The following is a 12,494-nucleotide window of genomic DNA, read 5'->3' on the forward strand; positions in this document are numbered from 1 at the left end:
CGAACAGGGACCCTTTGCCACAACGCACTCAGCCGCGTTGGCCAGGAGGCCCCGTGGGGGCATTGGGAGATACGGCTGGCGGCTGCCTGTGGCGACACCAGCCGCATCTCCTGTCAGCACGCGGTATCAGGCACGGGCCGGCTGGCACTTCGCTGTCCGGTGGGAGGGCCGGCGCCGCCCATGACGGCCGGCCGCCTGACTGATCATTTTTGCCGGACAATCTCCGCCGCCGGCCAGACCTGCCGCCTGGGACGGTCACGAAGGGCAAGGACGAGTCGGAGCAGCCTCTGGCGGACGTCATCGGAAGCGCCGGGCACGGTGCCCACAAGGGCGTCCGCCCCAGGTGTGGGTGAGGACACCGATCCGCAGCGAGCCCGGGTGGCGGTGACCTCCTGCGCGTACGGCCGGAATGACTCCTGGGCGAAGTAGGGGTCGCCCGGTTCCGGTCGCGTATCCGGTCGGGCAGCGCCGCACTGTCACCTACCGTGCGGCTGACGCTGACTTGTACGGCCAGGCCGTTGAAAACCCCGTCGAATTCGGGGCCGGCGGAGACCCGGCCGCCGGTGGGCTTCAGCCCGAGGAGGCCGTTGTAGGCGGCGGGGACGCGGATCGAACGGCGGCGGTGGCGTCTGCGATCGGACCACTCCGGCTACGGGGGCAGCGCCCGCGCCTCCGCTGGACCTACGCGCTCTGCGCTGCGGGTCCAGCGAGTTGCGGTCGCGTCGTACGGCACTCCGTCGTGCTGTTGCAGGCCATCTCCAGTGTCGCGGGACGCCCGAACGTCGCCAGGCTGGCGCGCCGGAGGCGGCATGGAAGCCGAGACGCTTCGGATGCCACCCACCGTGCGGTGCCTCAGGTCTGGTTCTCGCCACCGTCGACGTAGACATTCGCGCCGACGACGTAGCTGCTCTGGTCCGAGGCCAGGAAGGCCACGACCGCCGCGGCCTCGCCGGGCTGGCCCATGCGGCCCTTGGGCACGGTTGCGGCGACCTGCTCCTTGATGGCCCGGGCGGTCTCCTCGTCTGCGAAGGCGGCGGTGCCCCCGGGAGTCTCGATCCATGCCGGCGAGATCACGTTGACCCGGATGCCACGGCCCTTGAGTTCGGTGGACCACGTCCGCGCGAAGGACCGGACGGCCGCCTTCGACGCCGCGTACGCGCCGAACGCCTCCATTCCGCGGTCAGCAGCCGTCGAACCGACCAGGACGATCGAGGCTCCGTCGTTGAGCAGCGGCAGCGCCTTCTGCACGGTGAACAGCGTGCCTCGGGTGTTGACCGCGAAGGTCTGGTCGAAGTGCTCCTCGGTGGTCTGTTCCAGCGTCATGAACGAGCCGATCGCCGCGTTCGCCACGAGCACGTCCAGATTCTGGCCTCGCGCCCGGACCGCCTCGTAGAGCCGGTCCAGGTCCTCCGGTTTCCCGATGTCGCCGACGACCGCGGTGGCCCGGTCCGTTCCGATGGTCTTGACGGCGGCCTCCAGCTCGGCCTCTCGTCGCCCGGTGACGAACACGTACGCACCCTCGTCCGCCAGCCGTACGGCGGTGGCCAGACCGATACCGGAGCTGCCCCCGGTGACGACCGCCGTCTTGCCTTCCAGCTGTCCCATGTTGGTGTCTCCGTCACGTTCTCGTTGCCGATCCTTCGACATCGATGGTGCAGGAGATCGCGGATACTATCCATGACGCAGAGTCCACAGTTCTTTACGTATCGTCCAGGAAGGGTCGTCGGTGCTCGGATTCGGGGATCCAGTGGCGGACGCGATCAGCCTGCTCCGGCCCCGCACGGTGATCGGGCCCAGCCTCCGGGCCGCGGGAGAGTGGGCCTTGGGCTTCGACACGTTCTTGCACGTACGGATCGGCGGCCTCGTGCGCGGCACGTGCTGGCTGATCCTCGAAGGGCACGAGCCGGTGCTCCTGCATGAGGGTGACACCTTCATGCTGGGCAACCCGCCGCCCTACGTGCTGGCCAGCACGCTCGACGCGAGCCCGCGCCCTGCGGAGCAGGTGTGGGCGGGCGCCGAAGACGGGTTCGCGCGGATCGGCCCGGAGGCCGAGGAGGACCTCTACCTCTGCGTCGGGCACATCGCGTTCGACGACAAGAACGCGGCCCTCCTGACCGATCTTCTGCCGCCGCTCGTGATCGTCCGCGTAGCCGATCCTCACGGCGGGCGGCTCGCGCAGCTGATCGATCTCCTGGCCACCGAAGTCGGGGTCTCCGCCGCCGGCGGCCCGCTGGTGCAGAACCACCTCGCACAGATCCTGCTCGTGCACATGCTGCGTGCCCACGCCGCTCAGACAGACCGGCCCACCGGGTGGCTGGGCGCCCTGAACGAGGACGGCATCGGTGCCGCCCTGCGCGCCATGCACGCGGACGTGGCCCACTCCTGGAGCCTCAAGGAGCTCGCCGAGATCAGCCACATGTCGCGTTCCGCGTTCGCCCAGGCCTTCAAGAGCCACGTCGGGGTCCCGCCGTTGGAATACCTGATCCAATGGCGCATGCGCCTCGCGCGCGACGCCCTCGCCCGCGACACTCTGTCGATCTCCGAGCTCGCACGCGCCACGGGCTACCAGTCCGAGAGCGCGTTCAGCACCGCGTTCCGCCGCGTGGTCGGCTCATCGCCCGCACAGTTCCGGAACCAGGCACGGCCGCCGGCGCACTCGGCCGCGAACGGAAGCTGAAGGTCGGCCAGGACGACGCCCGCCGCCTCCTCACCACAGACGGGGTGCCCGCCTGCCCGCCGTCAAGGATTATCCAAGAATCTCCAGGTGACCCCAGCCTCTTACGTTCTCTTGAAGGTGTCACAAAACAGATAAATCAACCACCGGTCGACGCTCTCTCGGGTGCTCGAGTCTCTCCCCTGTGCGCAGTTTTTGACCTTGGCTTTAACGGAATGACAGATTCCGAATGAGGATCTCCGCAGGTGAATGCGAAGATCCGCTCGCCATCTCGCATGACATGACATACGGGGGCTAGCCATGCGGCGCCGACCCACGCTCAGAAGCAGGCGCAGACGGATCCGACAGGTCGCGACAGCACTGGTGCTGCTCCTCGGCATAGACACGGCCCTCATCGCGGAGACCAGCGGGACAGTGTTCGCCCTGCCTGTCACGGCCGCCACCGACGATTCCTCGTCCTCTGCCCCCAGTTACGGTCCTGCCGAGGCAAAGGACGAGATGTCGGCCCTTCTGATGGCCCGGATGCAGAATCGCCGCATCGAGGCGCTGAGTGACCGTACGTCGGATGCAACGACGTACGCGCTGCCTGATGGAACGCTTTCCACCGAGGCGTATGCGGGTCCGATCCGGGTCAAGCAGGACGACGGCAGCTGGCAGGACATCGACACCACGTTGTCCGATGCGGGTGACGACCTCGCCCCAGAGGTTGCCGCCGCTGACATCGCGGTCTCCGACGGTGGTGACAAGCAACTCGCCTCGGTGACGAAGGGCAAGACCAGCTTCGGGATGGACTGGGCGTCGAAGCTGCCGGATCCGACCGTGAAGGACAACACAGCCTCGTACGACCTCGGCGATGGCCAGACCTTGAAGGTCGCGGCCCTCGCGCAGGGCTTCTCCGAGGATCTGGTGCTCGCCCAGCAGCCGACCGACCCCACGCCTACCTACCGGATTCCGCTGGACCTGCACGGACTGACGCTGTCTCAGGCGGACTCGGGACACCTGCTTCTCAAGGACAGCAACGGCAAGCTGGTTGTCGAGGCGCCTGCCCCGACGATATGGGACGCGTCCAAGGACCCGGCCTCGGGAGAGTCGGCGAACACCGAACAGGTGACCACGAAGATCGAGACCGCCGACGACGGCTCCCAGACCCTGATCCTGACCCCCGATCCGGACTTCCTGGCCACGGCCACGTATCCGGTTACGGTCGACCCAACGTCCACGCTCGCGGTCACCACCGACACCTGGGTGCAGAACCCCGACTACCCGGACTCGCAGATCTCCTCGCAGGAGCTGAAGTCCGGCACCTACGACTCCGGCTCGGACACGGCGCGCTCGTACCTGAAGTTCGACGTGTCGAAGTTCACCGGCAAGCACATCACCTCGGCGACGATGTCGCTGTACTCGTACTACTCCTCCAGCTGCTCCAGCACCGCCTCGACCCAGGCCAAGCGGGTCACCTCCACCCTGAACACCACGACCCTCACCTGGGGCGCGCAGCCGTCAACCACGACGACCAACATGGCCACCAACACCGGCCACTGGGGCTACAGCTCCTCGTGCCCGGCGACCTGGTCGAACTGGACACTGACCGGGATGGTCCAGGACTGGGCCGATGGCGCCACGAACAACGGCATCCAACTGCGCAGCTCGGACGAGACCGACTCCACGAACTGGCGGCGCTTCCGCTCGACGAACTACATCACCTCCGGCTACGCGCCGAAGCTGGTGGTGAACTACAACTCGTACCCGACGACGCCCACATCCGCGGCGGTCTCCCCGTCGTCGGTGAACGCCTACAACGGCAAGCGGTACGTCACTTCCTACACCCCGACGCTCTCCGCCAAGGTCTCTGACCCGGACGGCTCGACGGTCAAGGCCCAGTTCGAGATCACCAACGACCCGGCCTACACCGGTGAGACGACGTACTCCTACACCGCCACCTCGGCCTCGGTCTCCTCGGGTTCCACCGCGACTTTGACTATCCCGTCCGCGAGCCAGCTCGCGGCCTCACACCTGCGGATGCGGGTGCGCGGGTACGACGGCACCGACTACGGCGCCTGGTCGTCCTACCTCTACTTCGTGCCGAACGTCGCCAAGCCCGCCGCGCCCACCATCTCCTGTGACGCGTACCCCTCCGGTGCCTGGACGGACAAGTCCAGCAGCGGCGCGACCTGCACACTCGACACCTCTTCGAGCGACGGGCAGGGCTACGAGTGGGGCCTGGACAACTCGGCCGTCCCCAACAAGGTGTTCGACACCGCTGACGGCAACGGCGGAGACCCGCTGACCGTCCACATCGCCCCGGCCAACGGCTGGCACACCTTCTCTGCGAAGACCATCGACTCCGGCGGCAACCTCTCCACCTCCACCACCTCCTACTCCTTCGGCGTCGGCAAGGCCAGCCTGAACTCGCCGACGACCGGAGACACCACCGATGACGCTGTGACGCTGGCGGCAACTCAGTCGAGGGCGTTCACGGGGGTGACCTACCAGTACGAGATCGGGTCCGCCGACCCCTACGGCTGGCAGCCGATCCCGCTGACGTACGTGACCAAGGCGTCCGACGGTACGGCGGTGTCGTCCTGGCCGCTGGCCTTCTCTGCCTCCTCCCAGCCCGCCGACCTGGACTGGGCCGCCACCAGCCAGCTGGGCGACGACGGCCCGGTACAGGTTCGGGCGCTGTTCACCGACGGCACCAACACCTACGCCACAAGCCCGGCCACTGTCACCATCGACCACAAGGCCGACAATGCACCAACCGAGGACGTCGGTCCCGGGGCCGTGAACCTGCTGACCGGTGACTACGGCCTGGATGCCACGGACGCCTCCGCCTTCGGGGCATCGGTGACCCGTACGTTCTCCTCCCGCGACCCGCTGGGCGCGTCCGGGCAGGACGGTCAGGTCGCGATCTTCGGCCCGAACTGGATCTCGGGCATATCCGCCGCCACAGCCGACTGGGGATACATCAAACCGACATCAGCCAGCTCGGTTGCCGTGGTGGACTCCTCCGGCGCCTCGACCGGCTTCACCCTTCTGGACGCCACCGCGGGTACGTGGACCCCGGAGCCGGGCTCCGAGAGCCTGACCCTGACCGGCACATTGTCGGCGTCCTCCTTCACGCTGAAGGACACCGATGGCACCACGGCCACCTTCACCAAGCCCAAGAGCACCTCGACGACCTGGCAGCTCGCCTCGTCCTACACGGTCTCCGGAGACTCGGCGACCACAACGACGGTGGTGTCGCAGGCGGTCGCGGTGGCCGGTGGCGGGTACCTGGCCGAGCCGCAGTACGTCATCGCGCCCACCAGCGCCGTCTCCGCGGCGACCTGCGCGGGTGCTCCGTCCACAGTGGGCTGCCGTGTCCTGGAGTTCGTCTACGCGCCCTCCACCACCGCGACCGCCTCGACCCCCGGCAACTACGCAGGGCAGGTACAGCAGATCAACCTGTGGGCCACGGCCCCGGGCGCCTCGGCCGCCATCGCCACCCCGATCGCCGCCTACGACTACACCAGCAGCGGCCAGCTCGCCGATGTCTGGGACCCGCGGCTGTCCACCCCGCTCAAGACCGCCTACACCTACGACAGCGCCGGCCGGGTCGCCACCCTGGCCCCGCCTGGTCAGCTGCCGTGGACCTTCACCTACGACAAGGTCGGCAGCAATGGCGACGCCGGCGACGGCATGCTGCTGACAGCCTCACGCCCGACCCTGCAGGCCGGCACCACCGGAACCACCGACGGCGGCACAGCCACCACCAGCGTCGTCTACGACGTCCCCGTCTCCGGCTCAGCCGCCCCGTACGACCTGTCCGCCACGGCCACCGCGAACTGGGCACAGACCGACAACCCCACCATAGGCACCGCCATCTTTCCGCCCACCTCCGTCCCGTCCAGCCATGACGGCACCGCCCTCGGGTCCAGCGCCTACACCAAGGCGTCAATCACCTACCTGGACAAGAACGGCATGGACGTGAACACCGCGAGTCCGGGCGGTCACATCACCACCACCGAGTACGACAACCTGGGGAACACCACCCGCGAACTGACCGCAGCCAACCGTGAACTGGCGCTCGGCACCACAACCAGCGCCGACCCCCTCGTGGCCGGTGCGATCGCCAACGCCGGCTCCACCGCAGAGGCCGCCGACCTGCTGTCGGCCACCACGACCTACAAGACCGTCGATGACGGACTGGAACTGGTCTCCGACGAGTACGGGCCGCTGCACACAATCACCCTGCAGCACGCACTGGCGGGCGGGGCCAGTGCTGCCGACCTCGCGGCTGGAGACGAGACCCTGGCGCGTTCCCACACCGCCTACGCCTACGACGAGAACCGTCCCAGCACCGCCGCGGTCTCCGACCTGCTTACCTCCTCCACCACAGGCGCCGCCGTCCCGCTCTATCCGTCCGACGGCGACCAGCAGACCACGGCCACGACCTACGACTGGACCACCGGCCTGCCGCTGACCACGGTCACGGACCCTTCGGGCCTGGCCATCACCACCACCTACAGCTACGACAGCGACGGCAACCAGACCAAGGAAGTCCAGCCAACTTCCTCCGGATCCGACGCCAAGACCACGCTGACCACCTACTACACCGGCACCGGCACAGGCACGTGCGCCGGCCGACCGGAGTGGGCCGACCTGGTGTGCACCACGGCCCCCGCGAGCACGATCACACGCGGCGGCAGCAACCCGGACCAACTGCCCACCCGCACCTACACATACGACAGCTACGGCCTGGTCAAAACCTTGACCGAGACCGCGAACAGCGTCACCCGCACCACGACCACGTCCTACGACAGTGCCGAGAGGGCTCAGACGGTCACGATGACCGGTGGCACGGGCACGACCACGCCCGCTACGACCTACGCCTACGACACTGCCACCGGTGTCATTTCCTCGGTGACCTCCAACAGCCAGACCATCGCGGCCACGTACGACAAACTCGGCCGCCAGGTGACGTACAACGACGGCGCCGGAAACTCCACGGCCACGTCCTACGACAGCTCGGACCGCCCAATCAGCCGCACCGACTCGGCACCCTCCACCACCACTTACACCTACGACGCGACCACCGGTCTGCCCGCCACACTGACCGACTCCGTCGCCGGCACCTTCACCGCCACCGGTTATGACGCTGACGGCAACCTCACTGGCGAATCCCTCCCCGGCGACTACACCCTCACCCAGACCTACGACACCACCGGCGACGAGAATGCCCTCGCTTACGCCGATTCCAGCAAGACGTCCGTTCTGAGCGACACCGCCGACTACACCGCAGGCGGCCAGCAAGCTGGCCACGTCGAAAACAACGGCGCCACCACGGCCAGCACCAACAGTTGCGATGCCGCCGGTCGCCTCACACAGGTCAGCGACGACACCGGCAACGCCTGCACCACCCGCAGCTACGGCTTCGAAAGCAACACCAGCTACAACCGCACCTCACTGACCACCGGCACGAGCACCACTGACTGCGCCGACACCACCAGCGGCACGACCACTACCACGACGGCCGCCCACACCTACGACAGCGCCGACCGCATCACCGACACCGGCTACACCTACGACGCCTTCGGCCGGACCACCACAGTGCCCGACGGCACCTCGGTCTCTTACTACACCGGTGACCTCGTCCGCCAGGAAACCACCAGCACCACCAAGGAAACCTGGTCCCTCGACGCCGCCCACCGCCTCGCCGCCTCCACCACGCAGACCAGCAGTGACGGAGGCACCACCTGGTCCGCCACCACCTCCCGCGCCAGCCACTACGACGACGCCAGCGACAGCCCCGCCTGGACTGCCGAAGACACTTCCGGAACGATCACACGCAACGTCACCGACCTGACCGCGGGACTTGCGGCCACCACCACGGCCACCGGCGGCACGAAGCTGCAGTTCGCCAACCTCCACGGAGACATCGGCGTCGAACTCGACATCACCACTACCACGGCCACGGCCCACACCTACGACGAGTTCGGTAACACAACCAACTCACCCCGCTACGGTTGGCTAGGCAGCGACCAGCGGGCGTCCGACACACCAAACAACGTCATCCTCATGGGCATCCGCCTGTACAACCCGGCCACCGGACGGTTCCTCTCCTCGGACCCCATCCCGGACGGCAGCGCGAACGCCTACGACTATGCAGATCAAGACCCGGTCAACCAGAGCGACACCTCCGGCGCGTGCCCGCCGTGCGCCGCCGCGCTCCTGATTGACGCGGCACTCATTGTTCTAGGCGCGCTGGCGGTCTATTACGCCCTCTGGTATCTCTACCAGCAGTACTGCAAGGTCGCAGGATGCACAGTCCCCGTGGTTTCCGCACCGTCAATCCCGCTGCCCAAGTGGAACAGCGACACCGCTCGAAAGACGAAATTCAAGAATTATATCGTCTATGAGATCTACTGGAACACCGGCTTCCTCGGGTGGCACCACCACACCTACAAGTACGGAATATCCCGAGTGGGTACCAGCCGTCCTAGCTCACAGCTCGGAAAATGTAACCGATACTCCGGGCACACATGCCATTACAAGGTTCTGCACAAGGTGGCCGGCTTCTATGCGGCGAGGGTCATGGAAGCCTCGTACATTGTCGTCTATGCTTTCTGGCACGGACATTGCCCTCCCGGACAGCGAAAAAGCTGCCGCTGAAAAAGCAGGATGCCCCCTGATGGACGAGAAGAACATGTGGAAGCACCTGCGGGTGCTGGGCGGACAGGTCGACGAGGACACCTTCGAGCAACTCGTCGCCGAACTCTGCGACCTCTCCGGGCCGCAGATCGTCGCCTTCAGTGAGGCACTTGCCGTAGTGCTGCATCGGCTGGACACCGCAGCTCACTTCCACCAGCCCGTCCGCGACATCTCGGACCCCCCTGGATCCCCTGTGCTCCCGATGACGGACGACGTGTTCCTGTTCGTTCGCTGCGCAGTGGTGGCAGCCGGTCGGAAACGCTACGAGGCGGTATTGGCGAACCCGTCTGCCCTGGCCGGCGCATGGGATGTTAGTGACGCGCAACTGCTGCTGGAGGCTGCCCCGCAGGCGTACGAGGAAGTCACCGGCCATCCTTGGGCGCACGAGACGGCAGTGTCGCCGGACACCGGCAGCAATACAGAGGGCTGGCCCGAGTCGGCACCTATTGCGACGAAGCAAACGAACACGGCTACGCCGCAGGACTGGCTCAATATTCCAGTTGGTTGGGACGGCGTCAAGCCAAGTGCCCCCTTCGAATATTTCCTCGGCCGGACGGCAAAACGGGTCGCGGCAGAACCCCAGTGGGCTGAATGGTTCATCTCGCTCGGTGTTGAGGAAATCTGGCTCTTCCCCCTCTATACCACACAGAGAGCCGATCCCAAGATCCGGAAGGGGCGCCGAAAAATCCAAGCAGAATTCACGCGGACCCCTGACGAACTCTGGCGTCCAGGATTGACCGACGAAGAAAACGCCGAAGCGGAAGTACGGGAGCTCCTCCAGAGCACTTACGATGCCCTCACCGCCGGAAGGAAAAATGAGTGATATAGGATATTTTGAGACAAGTGGAGGATTTGTAACTCATCTCGCATCGGCATCTGCCGTGGCGCGACCGGGGTGGTTGTCGCCAGCTGGCCGAACTCGCGAGGCGTACCCAAGGACGAAGTAGACGCCCCGGCTGGCCTTGAAAACGCTGGCTCTCGCCAGCCGGGCGGCCATGTCACCGGCCGTCGGCGGCGTTCCGTCGGACCTCAGCGATCGGCAGCAACTGGCGTGGGGTGGGGCCGGAAGGCGTGGGGACATCCTTGAGGCGCTCCACGAGCCGGTCCAGGGCGGCGTAGCCGTCATCGACAGCTGCTTGCTCTCCGTCGGTCAGCGGGATCGTGGCCCGAGTGCGCTGGAGATTGTCTTTCGCCTCCAGGAGCTGGGCCTTCGTGGACTTCTTGGGCGTGTAGAAGTCGCAGCGAGCGCAGGCCATGCGGTGCGGGCACTGCTCGAAGAACGTGTACGTGCAGTAGCCGTGGCCCAGGTCGTAGTGCTGCCACGGTTCCCCAGCTGCGGCCGTGCCGGAGGTGACGGCGTCCCGGTCGACGAGGACCTCGATGGTGCGTACGTTGCGGGCGAAGTACCCGGCGTCCTCGTACGCCTTGGTCAGCGTGTGGGGGCTGATCTTCGCGTAATGCTGCGTGGACTCCGGGGAGCGGTGTCCCAGCCAGGCCTGCAGTTCGAACAGGGTCATGGGTTCTTTGGCGTTGTAGAGCTGGCTGGCGATGGTGGAGCGGGCCCGGTGGCTCGTGATGTTGCCGCGGACGTCGGCGGCCGGAACGCCGGCCTTGCGGCAGAGCATGGGGATGATGCTGCTGTTGATGTAGCCGCTGGAAACAGGACGGGCGCGGTGGGAGAACAGGAAGTCGACCTGTTCGCCGGTGCGTTTGTCGGTTCGCTTCGGCTGCTGGGGGCGCAGTGCTTCCCAGGCGTTGATGGCCACTCCCCCGCCTCCGGTCTCGGAGCCGGACCCGTCCGCGCTGGTCTGCCCCGGCGACCGGGTCGGCCTGTGCGCCGGATGCCAGCGCAGAACGCACAGATACGGAGGTGGCGGCTCCCCGCTGTGCCAGTGGTGCATGGCACCGGTGCAGGAGGGGTGGGGTCCGGCCGTAAGGTACGTCAGCACTCGCGCCTGACCGCCAGGCCGCACCTATGCGCTGCCGCGTGGCTTGCGCGCGGCCGCCTTCTTCGCAGTCGCCTTCTTCCCGACCGTCTTCTCCGCCGTCGTGCTCTGCTTCGCGGCCGTCTTCTTCGCCGAGGTCTTGGCCGTGGTCTTCTTCGCGGGCATCTCGTGGACCTGCGCGTCGGTGCCGGTGTCCTCGCCGCGCGAGGCCTTCGCCTTGTCCACGGACTCCTGCAAGGCCGCCATCAAGTCGAGCACCTGGCCGCCGGCTTCTCCGGCTCCGGCGCCTCCGGCAGCTCGCGGTCCTTGCGCTTCGCCTCGATCACTTTCTCCAGCGCCTCCGTGTAGTGGTCCACGAAGTCGGGGCCCTCCAATCGGTCGGTGGCCATCCGCTCGATCAGCTCCACCGCCTCGTCGACCTCCGCGTCCGACACGTCCGCCGCCGGCGGGTACAGCTCCGACGGGTCGCGAACCTCGTCGGGCCAGCGCATCGCATGCAGCTTATGGACAGGCTTTGAGGCTGTCCATTGTCCACGGCCGAGCCGCGCTCAGAGCCCTCCGCACACAGGACCCTTGAGTACGTGGTGTCAGTTCTGCAGACCGGCAGGATCGCTGCCCTCTGGACGACGGAACACAGCGCTGGCCCTCGGGACTGGTGAGCTCGCATGTTGAGGTGTCGCGTATTCCCGGCGAGGCCCGCAACTCATAACGTTGAGTGAGCTCCCACGAGCGTCGATCGCCATCTGGCCGACGGGAGCCCGAGTGATGCGGGACTGCCGGCGGTCCGCTCCCCCTCGGCCACTCCGTACTGGACCAGCAGCTTGGTTCGGTGTTTTGTCCTCGTGGAGGGCCCAGCAACGCGCATCATGGAATGGTGGCCGACCAGCAGACGAACCGCACCCGCGAGTCCAGATCGACGATCGACCCCGCCCACGTCCTCACTCCCACGCAGTTGCTGGCGGCGGTGTTGGTGCTGCTTGTGGTCTCAGTTCCCGCGTTCATTGCTGGTGCAGCCACGACCACCTCGCCTGGCTGGGTGCCAGCGATGTTCGCGGTCGCTGCGGTGCTGGACGTCCCGCTAGCCTCACCCTTTCATGAAGCGGGGTGTCCGGCAGGCGGGCAGGAAAGCAGAAAGTGCCTCTGACCAGCAAGAATGAGGATTGTCTAGGTCCTTGTTCCCGCTG

The 12,494-nt window shown here is 66.8% G+C and carries 9 protein-coding genes; 4 read left to right on the forward strand and 5 right to left on the reverse strand.

What is annotated here, in order from left to right:
- Positions 1-28: 28 nt before the first annotated feature.
- Together ACFZDK_RS50425 and ACFZDK_RS50430 are read right to left on the reverse strand one after the other, a co-directional pair.
- The gene (locus ACFZDK_RS50425; protein WP_390984694.1) at positions 29-610 is read right to left on the reverse strand and encodes an amidase family protein; all 582 of its coding nucleotides are present in this window, start codon (positions 608-610) and stop codon (positions 29-31) included.
- A 242-nt stretch (positions 611-852) separates the two neighbouring features.
- Positions 853-1,605 carry an SDR family NAD(P)-dependent oxidoreductase gene (locus ACFZDK_RS50430; RefSeq protein WP_059211319.1) on the reverse strand — a complete coding sequence of 251 codons (753 nt, stop codon included), beginning with the start codon at positions 1,603-1,605 and terminating at the stop codon, positions 853-855.
- Positions 1,606-1,747: 142 nt separating this feature from the next.
- On the opposite strand from ACFZDK_RS50430, the gene ACFZDK_RS50435 reads away from it, so the two are divergent.
- The 3 genes from ACFZDK_RS50435 (at position 1,748) to ACFZDK_RS50445 (ending at position 10,187) form a co-directional block, all read left to right on the forward strand.
- Positions 1,748-2,677 (forward strand): cupin domain-containing protein, encoded by a 930-nt coding sequence (locus ACFZDK_RS50435; protein ID WP_390984661.1) that lies wholly within the window; start codon positions 1,748-1,750, stop codon positions 2,675-2,677.
- 495 nt (positions 2,678-3,172) lie between these two features.
- On the forward strand, positions 3,173-9,325 hold the full coding sequence (locus tag ACFZDK_RS50440) for a DNRLRE domain-containing protein (protein ID WP_390984664.1): 6,153 nt from the start codon (positions 3,173-3,175) through the stop codon (positions 9,323-9,325).
- A 19-nt stretch (positions 9,326-9,344) separates the two neighbouring features.
- On the forward strand, positions 9,345-10,187 hold the full coding sequence (locus ACFZDK_RS50445; RefSeq protein WP_390984666.1) for a DUF4240 domain-containing protein: 843 nt from the start codon (positions 9,345-9,347) through the stop codon (positions 10,185-10,187).
- Between the two features lie 175 nt (positions 10,188-10,362).
- On the opposite strand, the gene ACFZDK_RS50450 is transcribed toward ACFZDK_RS50445, so the two are convergent.
- The 3 genes from ACFZDK_RS50450 to ACFZDK_RS50460 all read right to left on the reverse strand — a co-directional run bounded on the left by ACFZDK_RS50450 (position 10,363) and on the right by ACFZDK_RS50460 (position 11,801).
- On the reverse strand, positions 10,363-11,130 hold the full coding sequence (locus tag ACFZDK_RS50450; protein WP_390984669.1) for a tyrosine-type recombinase/integrase: 768 nt from the start codon (positions 11,128-11,130) through the stop codon (positions 10,363-10,365).
- A 207-nt stretch (positions 11,131-11,337) separates the two neighbouring features.
- Positions 11,338-11,556 (reverse strand): hypothetical protein, encoded by a 219-nt coding sequence (locus tag ACFZDK_RS50455; protein WP_390984672.1) that lies wholly within the window; start codon positions 11,554-11,556, stop codon positions 11,338-11,340.
- Positions 11,556-11,801, reverse strand: coding sequence for a hypothetical protein (locus ACFZDK_RS50460; protein WP_390984675.1), 246 nt, complete (start codon positions 11,799-11,801; stop codon positions 11,556-11,558). Before ACFZDK_RS50460 ends, ACFZDK_RS50455 begins: the two co-directional genes overlap by 1 nt.
- 383 nt (positions 11,802-12,184) lie before the next feature.
- Here ACFZDK_RS50460 and ACFZDK_RS50465 point away from each other — a divergent pair, with 383 nt between their 5' ends.
- Positions 12,185-12,454: a hypothetical protein gene (locus ACFZDK_RS50465; protein WP_390984678.1), complete on the forward strand. Its 270-nt coding sequence runs from the start codon at positions 12,185-12,187 to the stop codon at positions 12,452-12,454.
- Positions 12,455-12,494: the final 40 nt, after the last annotated feature.

Source organism: Streptomyces sp. NPDC007901 (genome assembly GCF_042959465.1).
Classification (GTDB): domain Bacteria; phylum Actinomycetota; class Actinomycetes; order Streptomycetales; family Streptomycetaceae; genus Streptomyces.